Origin of the sequence: Pseudomonas fluvialis, assembly GCF_014207935.1 — a bacterium.
GTDB classification, from domain to species: Bacteria; Pseudomonadota; Gammaproteobacteria; order Pseudomonadales; family Pseudomonadaceae; genus Aquipseudomonas; species Aquipseudomonas fluvialis_A.
Window position 1 is genome coordinate 161,793 of record NZ_JACHLL010000003.1, and the last position, 16,704, is coordinate 178,496.

Annotated in this window: 14 protein-coding genes and 1 tRNA gene; 13 read left to right on the forward strand and 2 right to left on the reverse strand. The window is 62.7% G+C overall.

The window, feature by feature from the left end:
* Nucleotides 1–91 precede the first annotated feature (91 nt).
* The 10 genes from ccoN to hemN all read left to right on the forward strand — a co-directional run bounded on the left by ccoN (nt 92) and on the right by hemN (nt 10,165).
* Complete coding sequence (gene ccoN, locus HNP49_RS09750; RefSeq protein ID WP_184682784.1) at nt 92–1,534, forward strand: cytochrome-c oxidase, cbb3-type subunit I; 1,443 nt, start codon at nt 92–94, stop codon at nt 1,532–1,534.
* Nucleotides 1,534–2,148, forward strand: coding sequence for a cytochrome-c oxidase, cbb3-type subunit II (gene ccoO, locus HNP49_RS09755; RefSeq protein ID WP_184682785.1), 615 nt, complete (start codon nt 1,534–1,536; stop codon nt 2,146–2,148). The genes ccoN and ccoO overlap by 1 nt, the downstream gene beginning before the upstream one ends.
* A gap of 6 nt (nt 2,149–2,154) precedes the next feature.
* Nucleotides 2,155–2,340, forward strand: a complete 186-nt coding sequence (locus HNP49_RS09760) for a cbb3-type cytochrome c oxidase subunit 3 (RefSeq protein WP_095939046.1) — start codon at nt 2,155–2,157, stop codon at nt 2,338–2,340.
* Nucleotides 2,337–3,278 (forward strand): cytochrome-c oxidase, cbb3-type subunit III, encoded by a 942-nt coding sequence (ccoP, locus tag HNP49_RS09765; RefSeq protein ID WP_095938694.1) that lies wholly within the window; start codon nt 2,337–2,339, stop codon nt 3,276–3,278. Before HNP49_RS09760 ends, ccoP begins: the two co-directional genes overlap by 4 nt.
* A gap of 137 nt (nt 3,279–3,415) precedes the next feature.
* The gene (gene ccoG, locus HNP49_RS09770) at nt 3,416–4,831 is read left to right on the forward strand and encodes a cytochrome c oxidase accessory protein CcoG (protein ID WP_184682787.1); all 1,416 of its coding nucleotides are present in this window, start codon (nt 3,416–3,418) and stop codon (nt 4,829–4,831) included.
* Between the two features lie 11 nt (nt 4,832–4,842).
* Nucleotides 4,843–5,346, forward strand: coding sequence for a FixH family protein (locus HNP49_RS09775; RefSeq protein ID WP_184682788.1), 504 nt, complete (start codon nt 4,843–4,845; stop codon nt 5,344–5,346).
* A gap of 11 nt (nt 5,347–5,357) precedes the next feature.
* Nucleotides 5,358–7,751, forward strand: a complete 2,394-nt coding sequence (locus HNP49_RS09780; protein ID WP_184682790.1) for a heavy metal translocating P-type ATPase — start codon at nt 5,358–5,360, stop codon at nt 7,749–7,751.
* 19 nt (nt 7,752–7,770) lie between these two features.
* On the forward strand, nt 7,771–7,977 hold the full coding sequence (ccoS, locus tag HNP49_RS09785; RefSeq protein WP_184682792.1) for a cbb3-type cytochrome oxidase assembly protein CcoS: 207 nt from the start codon (nt 7,771–7,773) through the stop codon (nt 7,975–7,977).
* The gene (locus HNP49_RS09790) at nt 7,970–8,653 is read left to right on the forward strand and encodes a sulfite exporter TauE/SafE family protein (RefSeq protein ID WP_184682794.1); all 684 of its coding nucleotides are present in this window, start codon (nt 7,970–7,972) and stop codon (nt 8,651–8,653) included. Before ccoS ends, HNP49_RS09790 begins: the two co-directional genes overlap by 8 nt.
* Nucleotides 8,654–8,782: 129 nt before the next feature.
* A complete protein-coding gene (gene hemN, locus HNP49_RS09795) occupies nt 8,783–10,165 on the forward strand; it encodes an oxygen-independent coproporphyrinogen III oxidase (RefSeq protein WP_184682796.1) in 1,383 nt (460 codons plus the stop codon).
* Between the two features lie 58 nt (nt 10,166–10,223).
* On the opposite strand, the gene HNP49_RS09800 is transcribed toward hemN, so the two are convergent.
* On the reverse strand, nt 10,224–11,435 hold the full coding sequence (locus HNP49_RS09800; RefSeq protein ID WP_221445177.1) for an ammonium transporter: 1,212 nt from the start codon (nt 11,433–11,435) through the stop codon (nt 10,224–10,226).
* A gap of 374 nt (nt 11,436–11,809) precedes the next feature.
* On the opposite strand from HNP49_RS09800, the gene HNP49_RS09805 reads away from it, so the two are divergent.
* Entirely contained in the window at nt 11,810–13,141 is a 1,332-nt protein-coding gene (locus HNP49_RS09805) for a deoxyguanosinetriphosphate triphosphohydrolase (protein ID WP_184682800.1), read from the forward strand.
* Here the strand turns inward: HNP49_RS09805 and uvrB are convergent, their stop codons facing one another.
* A complete protein-coding gene (uvrB, locus tag HNP49_RS09810) occupies nt 13,142–15,157 on the reverse strand; it encodes an excinuclease ABC subunit UvrB (RefSeq protein WP_184682801.1) in 2,016 nt (671 codons plus the stop codon).
* Nucleotides 15,158–15,340: 183 nt separating this feature from the next.
* Here uvrB and HNP49_RS09815 point away from each other — a divergent pair, with 183 nt between their 5' ends.
* Both HNP49_RS09815 and HNP49_RS09820 read left to right on the forward strand, forming a co-directional pair.
* Nucleotides 15,341–16,537, forward strand: a complete 1,197-nt coding sequence (locus HNP49_RS09815) for an amino acid aminotransferase (RefSeq protein ID WP_184682802.1) — start codon at nt 15,341–15,343, stop codon at nt 16,535–16,537.
* A gap of 69 nt (nt 16,538–16,606) precedes the next feature.
* Nucleotides 16,607–16,682: transfer RNA gene (locus HNP49_RS09820), tRNA-Asn, on the forward strand.
* The last annotated feature ends 22 nt before the right edge of the window (nt 16,683–16,704 follow it).

Consider the following 16,704-nt stretch of genomic DNA (forward strand, 5'->3'; position numbering starts at 1 on the left):
GAAAATGGCCTTTCTCCATACTTGCCGCCGCTTTTTTGAGCGGGTGCGACCTTGCGTCGCGCGCCTTCCTTCTAACCGTGGAACCCCTAGCATGAGCACAGCAATCAGTCAGACTGCTTATAACTATAAGGTGGTCCGCCAGTTCGCCGTCATGACGGTGATCTGGGGGGTCATTGGCATGGCTCTCGGTGTTCTGATTGCCGCACAATTGGTGTGGCCGGAACTCAACCTTGGCCTCCCGTGGACCAGCTTCGGCCGTCTGCGCCCCCTGCATACCAACGCGGTGATCTTCGCCTTCGGCGGCTGCGCACTGTTTGCCACGTCCTACTACGTGGTCCAGCGCACCTCCCAGGCACGACTGATTTCTGACTCGCTGGCCGCCTTCACCTTCTGGGGCTGGCAGGCCATCATCGTGCTGGCCGTGGTCACGCTGCCGCTGGGCTACACCACCTCAAAGGAATACGCCGAGCTGGAATGGCCGATCGACATCCTGATCGCCGTGGTCTGGGTAAGCTATGCCCTGGTCTTCTTCGGCACCATCGTCAAGCGCACCACCAAGCACATCTATGTCGGCAACTGGTTCTTCGGTGGCTTCATCCTCACCGTGGCCCTGCTGCACATCGTCAACAACCTGGAACTGCCGGTTGGTGCGCTGAAGTCCTACTCGATCTATTCGGGCGCGACCGACGCGATGATCCAGTGGTGGTACGGCCACAACGCCGTGGGCTTCTTCCTGACTGCCGGCTTCCTCGGCATGATGTACTACTTCGTACCGAAGCAGGCCGCCCGCCCGATTTACTCCTATCGCCTGTCCATCGTGCACTTCTGGGCGCTGATCACCCTGTACATCTGGGCCGGTCCGCACCACCTGCACTACACGGCTCTGCCGGACTGGGCTCAGTCCCTGGGCATGGTGATGTCCCTGATCCTGCTGGCGCCAAGCTGGGGCGGCATGATCAACGGCATGATGACCCTGTCGGGCGCCTGGCATAAGCTGCGCACCGACCCGATCCTGCGCTTCCTGGTGGTGTCCCTGGCCTTCTACGGCATGTCCACTTTCGAAGGCCCGATGATGGCCATCAAGACCGTCAACGCCCTGTCCCACTACACCGACTGGACCATCGGCCACGTACACGCCGGCGCCCTTGGCTGGGTAGCGATGATCTCCATCGGCTCGATCTACCACCTGATCCCGAAAGTGTTTGGCCGTCAGCAGATGCACAGCATCGCCCTGATCAATGCCCACTTCTGGCTGGCCACCGTCGGTACCGTGCTGTACATCGCCTCCATGTGGGTCAACGGCATCACCCAGGGCCTGATGTGGCGTGCAGTCAACGAAGACGGCACCCTCACCTACTCCTTCGTTGAAGCCCTGGAAGCCAGCCACATCGGCTACCTGGTGCGCATGATCGGCGGCGCCTTCTTTGTCACCGGCATGCTGCTGATGGCCTACAACACCTGGCGTACCGTGCGTGCCGCCAACCCGGCTGAATACGAAGCTGCAGCCAAGTTCACTGTAGAGGCAGCCCACTGATGAGCAGCAAACACGAATTCCTTGAGAAGAATATCGGCCTGATGGCCCTGTGCATGGTCCTGGCCGTGTCCATCGGCGGTCTGGTACAGATCGTGCCGCTGTTCTTCCAGAAAGAAACCACCGAACCGGTAGCCGGCCTCAAGCCCTACACCGCCCTGCAGCTGGAAGGCCGCGACCTGTACATCCGCGAAGGCTGCGTCAGCTGCCACTCGCAGATGGTGCGTCCATTCCGCGCCGAAACCGAGCGTTACGGCCACTACTCGGTTGCCGGTGAGAGCGTTTACGACCATCCCTTCCTGTGGGGCTCCAAGCGTACCGGTCCGGATCTGGCCCGCGTAGGCGGCCGCTACTCCGACGACTGGCACCGCGCCCACCTGTACAACCCGCGCAACGTGGTTCCGGAATCGAAGATGCCGGCTTACCCATGGCTGGTAGAAAACAAGCTCGATGGCAAGAACACCGCCAAGAAGCTGGAAGCCATGCGCACCTTGGGCGTGCCTTACACCAACGAAGACATCGCTGGCGCCAAGGATGCCGTCAAGGGCAAGACCGAAATGGATGCCCTGGTGGCCTACCTGCAAGTGCTGGGCACCAGCCTCAAGAACACACGGTAACGCATGATGGATATCGGGACTCTTCGCGGTCTGGGCACCGCAGTCGTACTAATCGCCTTTGTCGGCCTGATCCTCTGGGCCTTCAGCAGCCGTCGCAAGAGCGAATTTGACGAAGCCGCCAACCTGCCCTTCGCCGATGAGCCCGATGCCGCTGCGCGTGACGAAAAAGCTTCTAGGAGTAAGAGCGAATGACCACTTTCTGGAGTTGGTACATCACCATCCTGACCGGCGGCACCCTCGTGGGGCTGACCTGGTTGATCTTTGCCACCCGCAAGGGCCAGCGCAAGGACACTACCGAAGAAACCCTGGACCACGCCTTTGACGGCATTCAGGAGTTCGACAATCCGCTGCCCAAGTGGTGGTTCATGCTCTTCGTCAGCACCTTGGTGTTTGGCGTTGGCTACCTGCTGCTGTACCCGGGCATGGGCAACTGGAAAGGCCTGCTACCGGGCTACCAGGACGCCACCAGCTTCAAGAGTGGTGAAAAGGGCTGGACCGGCGTGCACCAGTGGGAAAAGGAAATGGCCAAGGCGGACGAGCAATACGGTCCGATCTTCGCCAAATACGCCGCCATGCCTATCGAAGAAGTCGCCAAGGACGAGCAGGCCCTGAAAATGGGTAGCCGTCTGTTCGCTTCCAACTGCTCGGTCTGCCACGGCTCCGACGCCAAGGGCAACCACGGCTTCCCCAACCTGACCGACAATGACTGGCTGTATGGTGGTGAACCTGAAACCATCAAGACCACCATCATGGGCGGCCGTCAGGCAGCCATGCCGGCCTGGGCAGCAGTAATCGGTGAAGATGGCATCAAGAACGTCGCCGCCTACGTGCGCAGCCTGTCAGGTCTGAAGAACCCGGAAGGGGTCGACGTTGCCGCAGGTCAACAGCTGTTTGCCACCAATTGTGTAGCCTGTCACGGTCCTGAAGGTAAGGGTCAGCACGCCATGGGCGCGCCGAACCTGACCGACAAGACCTGGCTCTATGGCTCCAGCTTTGCCCAGGTTCAGCAGACGCTGCGCTATGGCCGTAATGGTCGTATGCCGGCTCAGGCCGAGTTCCTTGGCAATGACAAGGTGCACCTGCTGGCTGCCTACGTGTACAGCCTGTCGCAGAAGAAGTCCGGGGAGTAAGCACTCCCCACCTCTGCCGCGACGCCCTGTCGCACACAGGCAGACCGCCATCAGGCGTACCATGTGATTTAGTTATAAGCTTATTCCAGTCAGGCGAAACCTGACTGGATACTTAAATAAAGCAGTGGTACGCCGTGATGACCGAACAGATCCCAGTCAAAGACGTCACTCCCAAGGCAAACAACGGCAAGAACACCGTTGATCTCTACGCCAGCCGGGAAAAGATCTACACCAAAGCCTTCACCGGCATCTTCCGCAACCTGCGCATGGTCGGCGGAGCCTTTCTCTTCCTGCTCTACTTCGGTACCGCCTGGATCAACTGGGGCGATCGCCAGGCCGTTCTCTGGGACCTGCCCGAGCGCAAGTTCTACATCTTCGGCATGACCATCTGGCCGCAGGACTTCATGTTGCTGTCCTGGCTGCTGATCATCTGTGCCTTCGGCCTGTTCTTCATTACCGTATTCGCTGGACGCGTGTGGTGCGGCTATACCTGCCCGCAGAGCGTCTGGACCTGGATCTTCATGTGGTGCGAAAAAGTCACCGAGGGTGACCGCAACCAGCGCATGAAGCTCGACAAGCAACCCATGAGCCTGCAGAAGCTGCTGCGCAAGAGCGCAAAGCACAGCCTGTGGATTCTCATCGGCCTGGTCACCGGCCTGACCTTCGTCGGCTACTTCACCCCCGTGCGCGACCTGATCCCCTCCCTGCTCAGCGGCGAGGCGGACAGCTACGCGTACTTCTGGGTCGGTTTCTTTACCCTCGCCACCTACGGCAACGCCGGCTGGCTGCGTGAAAACGTGTGCATCTACATGTGTCCGTATGGCCGCTTCCAGAGCGTGATGTTCGACAAGGACACCCTGATCGTTTCCTATGACACCCGCCGTGGCGAAAGCCGTGGCGCGCGCAAGAAGGACGCCGATTACAAGGCACAAGGCCTTGGCGACTGCATCGACTGCAAGATGTGCGTACACGTCTGCCCCACCGGCATCGACATCCGCGATGGCCTGCAATTCGAGTGCATCACCTGCGCCGCCTGTATCGACGCCTGCGACAGCATCATGGACAAGATGGGCTATCCGCGCGGGCTGATCAGCTACACAACTGAACACAATCTCTCGGGACAGAAGACCCACCTGCTGCGCCCGCGCCTGATAGGCTACGCCATTGCCCTGCTGGCCATGATGAGCCTGTTCGGTTATGCCGTGTTCAATCGTTCCCTGGTCGAGCTCGACGTCCTCAAGGACCGCGTGCTCTATCGCGAGAACGAAGAAGGCCGCATCGAGAACGTGTACAACGTCAAGATCATGAACAAGGCCCAGCGCGCGCAGACTTTCGTCATTGAAGTGAGCGGCCTGGAAGGCCTGCACTATGAAGGCAAGCGCGAAATCACCGCTGCCGAAGGCGAAGTCTTCTCGCTGCCGGTGGAGCTCTCGATCGATCCGGACAAGCTGCCGTCGAGCACCAATGAAATTGTCTTCACCGTCAAAGCGGTCGACGACCCGTCCATCCAGAGTGACTCGGACAGCCGCTTCATCGGCCCGAGCGTACGTTGATAAGGTTGACCATGCAGTCTGAAACCCCCGTTACAAGCCAGTGGTACAAGCAGTTCTGGGCCTGGTTCATCATTGCCATCCTGGCCAGCTCGGTCGTGCTCGGGCTTAGCCTGGTGTACATCGCCGTCAACGAGGGTGACAGCCTAGTGGTCGACAACTATTACGACGTCGGCAAGGGCATCAACCAGTCACTGAAGCGCGAAGACCTGGCCAAGCGTCTGGGCATGCGCGGCAGTCTGACCCTGCATGAAGACAGCGGCATCGCCGAGCTGACGCTGCAGGGCATCAGCAAGCCGCAACAGCTGGAGCTCAACCTGATCTCGCCAACCCAGCCTGAGCGCGATCGCCGGGTCATCCTGCAACCGGCCGAGGGCGATCTGTACCGCGGCCTGCTGCAGGACTTCCCCCAGGGCCGCCGTTTCATCGAAGTGCTCGGCAGCGAAGGCGGCGAGCAATGGCGCCTGTATGAAGAGGAGACGCTGACGGGCAGCCAGCCCGTGCAGCTTGGCTACTGATTGATTGAGCGATGAACAGCCCCACCGCGTGCTTTCATTGCGGTCTGCCGGTTCCGGCCGGCAGCCGGTTTCAGGCCCGTGTGCTCGATGAGCCGCGGGCCTTCTGCTGTCCGGGCTGCCAGGCGGTTGCTGAGGCCATCGTTGCCGGCGGGCTAGACGGCTACTACCGTCACCGCACCGAAAATGCCAGCAACCCCGAAGCCCTGCCCCGCCAACTGAGCGATGAACTGCAGCTGTATGACCGTGCGGACGTGCAGGCCAACTACGTGCAGCATCAGGGTGAACTGGCCGAAGCCTGCCTGCTGATCGAGGGCATCAGCTGCGCCGCCTGCGGCTGGCTGATCGAACGCCACCTGCGCACCCTGCCGGCAATAGCCGAAGCCCAGCTCAACCTGTCCAACCAGCGCCTGCAGGTGCGCTGGGCTGACAGCCAGTTGCCGCTCAGCCAGCTGCTCGGCGAACTGCGCAAGATCGGCTACGTCGCCCACCCCTATCAGGCCGATCAGGCTGCGGAGCTGCTGCAGCGGGAAAACCGCCGCGCCTTGCGTCAGCTGGGCCTGGCAGGGCTTTTGTGGATGCAGGTAATGATGGCCGCCATGGCCACCTGGCCGGAGTTCAACCTCGACCTGTCGGCCGACATGGACCGCATCCTGCGCTGGACCAGCCTGTTCCTCACCACGCCGATCGTCTTCTACTGCTGCACCGATTTCTTCAAGGGCGCCCTGCGCGACTTGCGCACCCGCCACCTGACCATGGACATCTCGGTGTCCCTGGCCATTGGCGGCGCCTACCTGGCCGGCATCTGGTCCACCGTGACCGGCGTTGGCGAGCTGTACTACGACGCCGTCGGCATGTTCGCCCTGTTCCTCCTGGCCGGCCGCTACCTGGAGCGCCGCGCACGCGAACGCACGGCAGCGGCCACCTCGCAACTGGTCAACCTGCTGCCGGCCTCCTGCCTGCGCCTGGATGCCGCCGGCAACAACCAGCGCGTGCTGGTCAGCGAGCTGAGCGTCGGCGATCAGGTGCTGGTTCCGCCGGGACACAGCCTGCCGGCGGACGGACGCATCCTCGCCGGTCAGTCGAGCATCGACGAGTCGCTGCTCACCGGCGAGTATCTGCCACTGCCGCGCGCAGTGGGCGACAGCGTCACGGCCGGCACACTCAATGTCGAAGGACCGCTGACCATCGAAGTCCAGGCACTGGGCGCCGCCACCCGCCTGTCGGCCATCGTCCGCCTGCTGGAACGGGCCCAGGCCGACAAGCCGCGCCTGGCCGAACTGGCCGACCGCGTTGCGCAGTGGTTCCTGCTCATCGTGCTCGGGGTCGCGGCGGTGGTCGGACTGGTCTGGTGGCAGATAGAGCCGCAGCGGGCATTCTGGATCGTCCTCGCCCTACTGGTTGCCACCTGCCCCTGCGCCCTGTCGCTGGCCACGCCCACTGCGCTGACCACCGCTACCGGCAGCCTGCACAAGCTCGGGCTGCTGCTGACCCGCGGCCATGTGCTGGAGGGTCTCAACCAGATCGACACACTGATTCTCGACAAGACCGGCACACTCACCGAAGGCAGCCTGACCCTCAGCCGCATACTGCCCCTGCGCGATCTCGACAGTGACACCTGCCTGGCCCTGGCTGCCGCCCTCGAGAGTGGCTCCGAGCACCCGATTGCCCGCGCATTTGGCCGCGTTCAGCCCGCCGCCGAACTGATCAGCCACCCGGGGCTGGGCCTGCAGGGAGTGGTCGATGGCCGTCACCTGCGCATTGGCCAAGCGGCTTTCGTAGCGGAACTGAGCGGCCAGAGCGCCCCCGGCATTCCCGGCGATCAGGGCCAGTGGCTGCTACTGGGCGACCAGCAGGGTCCGCTGGCGTGGCTGGTGCTCGACGACCGTCTGCGCAGCGACGCGCCGAAACTGCTGGACCTGGCCCGCCAGCGCGACTGGCGCGTACTGCTGCTGTCCGGCGACAGCTCACCCATGGTGCACAGCCTGGCCACGCAACTGGGCATCGACGATGCCCGTGGCGGCCTGACACCCGACGACAAGCTGGCCGTACTGCGCCAGCAGCACGCCGAAGGGCGCCGCGTACTGATGCTGGGCGACGGGGTCAATGACGTACCGGTGCTGGCCGCGGCGGACATCAGCATTGCCATGGGCTCGGCCACCGACCTGGCCAAGACCAGTGCCGATGCCGTGCTGCTGTCCAATCGCCTTGATAGCCTGGTGCAGGCCTTCGCCATGGCCCGCCGTACCCGCCGCATCATTATCGAGAACCTCGGCTGGGCCTGCCTGTACAATGGCCTGATCCTGCCCTTCGCCGCTCTGGGCTGGGTTACCCCCAGCTGGGCCGCACTGGGCATGTCGCTGAGCTCGCTGGTGGTGGTGGTCAACGCCCTGCGCCTGAGCCGCTGATGAGCTTCCCGGAGATGCTATGCCCGCCCTGTATGTGATGATCCCCATCGCCATAATCGTGGTCGCCCTGGCCATCTGGCTGTTCTTCTGGGCCGTCGACAGCGGCCAGTACGATGACCTCGACGGTCCGGCCCACAGCATTCTGTTCGACGACGAAGACCCGCGGCACAAGGCCGGTGTCGAGCAGGCGGCCGACAAACAGGACAAGAACCCGCCGCATGCTTGAGTTGCTGCCACTGCTCGCCTCGGCCCTGATGCTCGGCTTGCTTGGCGGCGGGCATTGCTTCGGCATGTGCGGCGGCCTGATGGGCGCCCTCACTCTGGCCATTCCGCTCGAACAGCGCAGCCGACGCCTGCAGCTGCTGCTGGCTTACAACCTCGGCCGCATCCTCAGCTATGCCTGCGCCGGCCTGCTGCTCGGCAGCGCCGGCTGGGCCCTGAGCAACAGCCCGCTGGCCAGCGGACTGCGCATCGCCGCCGCCCTGCTGCTGATCGCCATGGGCTTGTACCTCGCTGGCTGGTGGAGCGGGCTGACCCGCATCGAGGCTCTGGGCCGTGGCCTGTGGCGCCGGATTCAGCCCGTGGCACAGAAGCTCTTGCCGGTCACCAGCCTGCCCCGCGCCCTGCTGCTGGGCGCCTTGTGGGGCTGGCTGCCCTGCGGCCTGGTCTACAGCACCCTGCTGTGGGCCGCCAGCCAGGGCTCACCCTGGCAAGCCGGCCTGCTGATGCTGGCCTTCGGCCTCGGTACCTGGCCAGCCCTGCTGCTCAGCGGCCTGGCTGCCGAACGACTGGGACACTTCCTGCGCCGCCGTGGCGTACGCCTGGCCGGTGGCTTGCTGGTCATCGCCTTTGGTCTATGGACCCTGCCCGGTCCGCACCAGCACTGGCTGATGGGTCACTGAGGCGCAATGCCTCACAACTGCACACAGCAGTCGCCAGCGCAGCGCCAGAGCGCTTGATACAGGTCAAGGCCCCTGCGGCGCCGATTCCCTAGACTCGCCCCATATTCACCAGATTCCGGGAACGCTGCCATGCTCGACGCGATCCGCTGGGACGCCGACCTGATTCGTCGCTACGATCAGGCGGGTCCGCGCTATACCTCCTACCCCACTGCCGTACAGTTCCACGACGGCATTGGCAGCTTCGACATGCTGCATGCACTCAAGGACAGCCGCAAAGCCCTGCGCCCGCTGTCGCTTTATGTGCACGTGCCGTTCTGCGCCAACATCTGCTACTACTGCGCCTGCAACAAGGTGATCACCAAGGATCGCGGCCGCGCCCTACCCTACGTTGAGCGCCTGGAGCGGGAAATCGCCCTGATCAGCCGTCATCTGGATGACCGCCAGGTGGTCGAGCAGCTGCACTTTGGCGGCGGCACCCCGACCTTCCTCAGCCACGACGAACTGCGCCAGTTGATGGGTGTGATCCGTCAGCACTTTCACCTGCTGGATGACGACAGTGGCGACTACGGCATCGAGATCGATCCCCGTGAAGCCGACTGGTCAACCATGGGCCTGCTGCGCGAGCTGGGCTTCAATCGCATCAGCCTCGGCGTGCAGGACCTTGACCCGGAAGTGCAGCGTGCGGTCAACCGCCTGCAAACGCTGGAAGAAACCCGCGCCATTATCGACGCTGCTCACACCCTGCAGTTCCGCTCGATCAACCTTGACCTGATCTACGGCCTGCCCAAACAGACCCCGGAAAGCTTTGCCCGTACGGTGGAGGAAATCATCCGCCTGCAACCCGATCGCCTGTCGGTGTTCAACTATGCGCACCTGCCGGAACGTTTCATGCCGCAACGGCGGATCAACGCCGAAGACCTGCCGAGCCCGGCACAGAAACTGGCCATGCTGCATAACAGCATCGAGCAGCTGACCGCCGCCGGTTACCGCTACATCGGCATGGACCACTTCGCCCTGCCCGACGACGAGCTGGCCATCGCCCAGGAAGACGGTCGCCTGCAACGCAACTTCCAAGGCTATACCACCCACGGTCACTGCGACCTGATCGGCCTCGGCGTCTCGGCAATCAGCCAGATCGGTGACCTCTACAGCCAGAACAGCAGCGACCTGACGGTCTATCAGGATACTCTGGACGCCCCCGAACTACCGGTACGTCGTGGCCTGCATTGCAATGCCGATGACCGCGTGCGGCGTGAAGTTATCCAGCGCCTGATCTGCGAGTTCGAGCTGCAGTTCGCCCCTATCGAGCAGGAGTTCGGCATCGTTTTCCGCGACTACTTCGCGGACGTCTGGCCGGACCTGCAGCAGATGGCCCGCGACGGCCTGATTAGCCTCAGCGACAGCAGCATCGACATCAAGCCGGCCGGGCGTCTGCTGGCCCGCTCGGTCTGCATGCTGTTCGACCGTTACCTCAGCGAGCAGAGCCGGCAGCGTTTTTCCCGGGTCATCTGATCCACGCCGCCAAACAAAAAGCCCGCCATTGGCGGGCTTTTTTTGTGAGTTGCCGATGTCACTCGTGTGCGCTGACGGCACCGATCTTGTGCACCGAGAGGTCGGCACCGTAGTACTCCTCCTCCTGGCTCAGACGAATGCCCAGAGTCGCCCGCAGCAGGCCATACACGGCAAAGCCGCCGACCAGAGCGATCACCACCCCCATCGCGGTGCCGGCCAGCTGGCTGAGCAGGCTGACGCCCCCCAGGCCCGCCAGCGCCTCCTGACCGAAGATGCCGCAGGCAATGCCGCCCCACACACCGCACAGGCCATGCAGCGGCCATACGCCGAGCACATCGTCGATCTTCCAACTCTTCTGAGTCGCGGTGAACGCCCAGACAAACAGTGCACCGGCAATGGCACCGGTGATCAGCGCCCCGACCGGGTGCATGAGATCGGAACCGGCACACACCGCCACCAGACCAGCCAGCGGGCCGTTGTGCAGGAAGCCCGGGTCATTGCGCCCCACCAGCAGCGCAGTCACCGTGCCGCCAACCATCGCCATCAGCGAGTTGACCGCCACCAGACCGCTGATGCCCGCCACGGTCTGCGCGCTCATGACGTTGAAGCCGAACCAGCCGACGATGAGAATCCAGGAACCCAGGGCCAGGAACGGAATATTCGAGGGTGCGAACGCCACCAGACGGCCATCGCGGTAGCGACCATCACGGCGTCCCAGCAGCAGTACCGCCGCAAAGGCCAGCCAGCCGCCGACCGCATGCACCACCACCGAGCCGGCAAAGTCGTGGAACGGAGCGCCAAAGCTGGCTTTCAGCCAGTCCTGCACGCCGAAGTTGCCATTCCAGATCAGGCCTTCGAAGAATGGATAGACGAAGGCCACGATCAGCAGCGTGGCGCACAGCTGCGGACCGAACTTGGCCCGCTCGGCGATACCGCCGGAGATGATCGCCGGGATCGCTGCCGCGAAGGTCAGCAGGAAGAAGAACTTGACCAGCGCGTAGCCACTATCGGCCGTCAGCGCGCTGGCCGGCTCTAGAAAGGTCACGCCATAGGCAATCCAGTAGCCGATGAAGAAATAGGCCAGGGTCGACATGGCGAAATCGGCGAGGATCTTCGACAGGGCGTTGACCTGGTTCTTCTGCCGCACCGTGCCGACTTCCAGAAAGGCAAAGCCAGCATGCATGGCCAGCACCATCACGGCGCCCAGCAGAATGAACAGGGTGTTGGAGCCGTGAATCAGGGTTTCCACGGCACTGTTGAGGTTTTCCATTGACGAACAAGGCTCCGTCGCTAAGGGTTGGCACCATATAAGTTCACGCAATTCGCCAAACGCACCATTTAAATGCATTCGCTTTACCCGCCTCTTGACCTCACCGACGCCTGCTCCGTTGGCCGGGCTGCCTGCGCACACCACTGAATCGATTCAAAGCCTTGGTTTTAAGGGGGTTATTGCACTGAGCGCGCATTACACGCGCGCCAGGAGGGGTATGCGTCACCCAACCTGCGCACCATCTCCCAGCAAGGTCCATGCCCATAAGGGTGCAATGCACCACAAGGGATCACGATTCTGGAATTGGCGGCCTTGCACGCAGCGGCAACAAGCCCGAAGCTAGGCTCATTCGGCGATCACCCGGAGGAATGGCTTTGGATTGGCATAACCTGCTCACCCGCGAACGCTTGGGTAAAGTGCTGCACAGCTCGGAAGAACTGGGCCGCAGCCCCTTCCACAAGGATCACGACCGCATCATCTTTTCCGGGGCCTTCCGCCGCCTGGGCCGCAAGACCCAGGTGCATCCAGTCTCCAGCAATGACCACATCCACACCCGCCTCACTCACTCACTGGAAGTCGGCTGCGTCGGCCGCTCGCTGGGCATGCGCGTAGGCGAAATGCTGCGCGAGGATCTACCGGACTGGTGCGAGCCGAGCGATCTCGGCGTGATCGTGCAGTCGGCCTGCCTGGCCCACGACATCGGCAATCCGCCGTTCGGCCATTCGGGCGAGGACGCCATCCGCTACTGGTTCCAGCAGGCTGCCGGGCGCGGCTGGCTGGACGGCATGAGCGAAGCGCAGCGCGGCGACTTCCTCAATTTCGAGGGCAACGCCCAGGGCTTTCGCGTGCTCACCCAGCTGGAATACCACCAGTTCGACGGTGGCACCCGCCTGACCTACGCCACCCTCGGCGCTTACCTGAAGTACCCCTGGACAGCCCGCCACGCCGACGCGCTGGGCTACAAGAAACACAAGTTCGGCTGCTATCAGAGCGAACTGCCGCTGCTGGAGCAGATCGCCAATAAGCTGGGACTGCCACAGCTGGAGCACCAGCGCTGGGCGAGGCACCCGCTGGTGTACCTGATGGAGGCCGCCGACGACATCTGCTATGGCCTGATCGATCTGGAAGACGGCCTGGAAATGGACCTGCTCGACTACGCCGAGGTCGAAGCCCTGCTGCTCGATCTGGTCGGTGACGACCTGCCGGAAACCTACCGTCTGCTGGGGCCACGCGACTCGCGCCGGCGCAAGCTGGCGATCCTGCGCGGCAAGGCCATCGAACACCTGACCAATGCGGCCGCACATGCTTTCGTCGAACAACAGCACGGCCTGCTGGCCGGCTCGCTGCAGGGAGATCTGGTCGAGCACATGCATGGCCCGGCCAAACGCTGCGTGCTGCAGGCCAAGGCCATCGCCCGTGAAAAGATCTTCCAGGACAAGCGCAAGACGCTGCACGAGATCGGCGCCTACACCACCCTGGAAATCCTCCTCAACGCCTTCTGCGGTGCGGCGCTGGAACAGCACGGCGGTAACCCGCCCTCCTTCAAGAACCGACGCATCCTCGACCTGCTCGGCAACAACGCTCCGGACCCGCAGCAGCCGCTGTACAACAGCTTTCTACGGGTGATCGACTTCATAGCCGGCATGACCGACAGCTATGCCACCGAAATGGCACGGGAAATGACCGGGCGCTCCAGCCCGGTCTGATCAGACCTGCAGCAGGCGATCGCGCAGCTTCTGGATCTCGTCACGCAGCTGGGCGGCGGCCTCGAACTCGAGGTCGCGCGCCAGGCTGTACATCTTTTCCTCCAGCACGCGAATACGCTTGGTGATCTCGCTGGGTGAGCGCAGTTCGTTCTCGTAACGCCCACTCTCCTCGGCCACCTTGGCCAGTCCCTTGCGCTTGCCGCCCCGCGCTCCGGGCACTACAGCCCCTTCGAGTATGTCGCGGATATCCTTCTTGACGCCCTTGGGCACGATGCCATGGGCTTCGTTGAAGGCCACCTGCTTGGCCCGGCGCCGCTCGGTCTCGCCAATCGCACGCTCCATCGAGCCGGTCATGCGGTCCGCATAGAGAATCGCCCGGCCATTGAGGTTGCGCGCCGCACGGCCGATGGTCTGAATCAGCGAGCGCTCGCTGCGCAGGAAACCTTCCTTGTCGGCATCAAGGATCGCCACCAGCGACACCTCGGGCATATCCAGTCCTTCGCGCAGCAGATTGATACCTACCAACACATCGAAAGTGCCAGTGCGCAGGTCGCGGATGATTTCCACCCGCTCCACCGTATCGATGTCCGAATGCAGATAGCGCACCTTCACATCGTGGTCGGCCAGATAATCGGTAAGATCCTCGGCCATGCGCTTGGTCAGGGTGGTGACCAGCACCCGCTCCTCGACCGCCACGCGCTTGCGGATTTCCGAGAGCAGATCATCGACCTGAGTCGTCGCCGGCCGCACCTCGATCTCCGGATCGACCAGCCCCGTCGGGCGCACCACCTGCTCGACCACGCGACCGGCATGATCGGCCTCGTAAGGGCCCGGCGTTGCGGAAACAAAAATGGTTTGCGGGCTGATAGCCTCCCACTCCTCGAAACGCAGCGGCCGGTTGTCCAGCGCCGAAGGCAGACGGAAGCCGTACTCGACCAGGGTCTCCTTGCGCGAACGATCGCCCTTGAACATGGCCCCGACCTGCGGCACCGAGACATGGGACTCATCAATCACCAGCAAAGAGTTCGCCGGCAGGTAGTCATACAAGGTCGGCGGCGCCTCGCCAACGCCCCGCCCGGACAGATAGCGAGAGTAGTTCTCGATGCCGTTGCAGTAGCCCAGTTCGAGAATCATCTCCAGATCGAAGCGCGTGCGCTGCTCCAGACGCTCGGCGGCGACCAGCTTGTTCTCGCCACGCAGGTACTCCAGACGCTCCTTGAGTTCGACCTTGATCTTCTCCACCGCCTCCAGCAGCACCTCACGCGGGGTCACATAGTGGCTTTTGGGGTAGAAGGTGAAGCGCGGCAGCTTGCGAATCACCTCGCCGGTCAGGGGATCAAAGGCCGAGAGGCTCTCCACCTCGTCATCGAACAGCTCGATGCGGATGGCCTCAAGGTCGGATTCGGCGGGGAAGACGTCGATCACATCGCCACGCACACGGAAGGTAGCGCGGGCAAAATCCATGTCGTTGCGCGTGTACTGCAGGCCGGTCAGGCGACGCAGCAGCTCGCGCTGGTCGAGCCTGTCGCCGCGATCCACATGCAGCACCATTTTCAGGTAAGACGCCGGATCACCCAGACCATAGATCGACGAAACGGTGCAGACGATGATCGCGTCAGGACGCTCCAGCAACGCCTTGGTTGCCGAGAGACGCATCTGCTCGATGTGGTCATTGATCGAGGCATCCTTCTCGATGAAGGTGTCCGATGACGGCACATAGGCTTCCGGCTGGTAGTAGTCGTAATAGGAAACGAAATACTCCACCGCATTGTTCGGGAAAAAACTCTTGAACTCGCCATACAGCTGCGCGGCCAGGGTCTTGTTCGGCGCCAGAACCAGGGTCGGGCGCTGCACCTGGGCAATCACATTGGCAATGCTGAAGGTCTTGCCTGAACCGGTAACCCCCAGCAGCGTCTGGTGCGACAGGCCAGCCTGCAGCCCCTCGACCAGCTGACGAATAGCCTCTGGCTGATCGCCAGCTGGGGTGTAACGGGTGACCAGTTCAAACGCAGACATGCAGCACCTCGGCAATGGCATGTGACGCGCACTAAAGTTGTGCGTCAAAGCCTGTGTAAAAGCCTGCGGTCGTTGTCGCCCGCAGCAGGCATGGTCGCTATAATACGGCCCGTTTGCGCAACCCCCAACCTGGTTACGTCAGAGGGTGTTGCCCCACCTTTTCTCAGTTCGAGCTGCCGCATCATGAGTCTGTTTTCCGCCGTCGAAATGGCCCCGCGCGATCCCATCCTGGGTCTGAATGAAGCCTTCAACGCCGATACTCGCGCCAACAAGATCAACCTGGGCGTAGGCGTCTACTTCACCGACGAAGGCCGCATTCCCCTGCTGCGCGCCGTTGCCGAGGCCGAAAAGGCCCGCATCGCCGCCCATGCTCCGCGCGGCTATCTGCCGATCGAAGGTATCGCCAGCTACGACAGCGCCGTGCAGAAGCTGCTGTTTGGTGCCGACTCGCCGCTGCTGGCCGAAGGCCGCGTGGTTACCACTCAGTCCATCGGCGGAACCGGCGCCTTGAAGAGCGGCGCGGACTTTCTCAAGCGCCTGCTGCCCAATGCCACCGTGGCCATCAGCGACCCGAGCTGGGAAAACCACCGTGCCCTGTTCGAGTCCGCCGGTTTCCCGGTGCAGAACTATCGCTACTACGATGCCGCCAGCCACGGCGTGAACCGCGCCGGCCTGCTTGAAGATCTCAAGAACCTGCCAGCTCGCTCGATCATCGTTCTGCATGCCTGCTGCCACAACCCGACGGGCGTCGACCTGAGCCTGGATGACTGGAAGGCCGTGCTGGAGGTACTGCGCGAGCGCGAGCATGTGCCCTTCCTCGATATTGCCTACCAGGGCTTTGGCGATGGCATAGAGGAAGACGCCAGCGCCGTGCGCCTGTTCGCCGAATCCGGGCTGAATTTCTTCGTTTCCAGCTCCTTCTCCAAATCCTTCTCTCTGTATGGCGAGCGCGTCGGCGCCCTGTCGATCGTCACCAACTCCAAGGAAGAAGCGGGCCGCGTGCTGTCCCAGGTCAAGCGCGTGATCCGCACCAACTACTCCAACCCACCGACCCATGGCGCCACGGTGGTGGGCAACGTGCTTAACAGCCCTGAGCTGCGCGCCATGTGGGAGCAGGAACTGGGCGAGATGCGCCAGCGTATCCGTGGCATGCGTCAGGCCTTTGTCGAGCAACTGAGCGCCGTCGCGCCACAGCATGACTTCAGCTTCGTGACCCGCCAACGCGGCATGTTCTCTTACTCGGGCCTCAATGCCGCTCAAGTCGAACGCCTGAAGGATGAATACGCCATTTATGCCGTCGGCACCGGTCGTATTTGTGTCGCGGCCCTGAACAGCCACAACTTGGCAAACGTTACCCAGGCAATCGCCAAGGTGCTCTGAAAAAGTAACGGGAAGTCAGCTGCAGAGTGTTGACTTCCCCTTCCTAATCAGTAGGATACGCACCGTTGTTCCGCGATAGCTCAGTCGGTAGAGCAAATGACTGTTAATCATTGGGTCCCTGGTTCGAGTCCAGGTCGCGGAGCCAAATTCAAAAGCCCTAGGTGAAA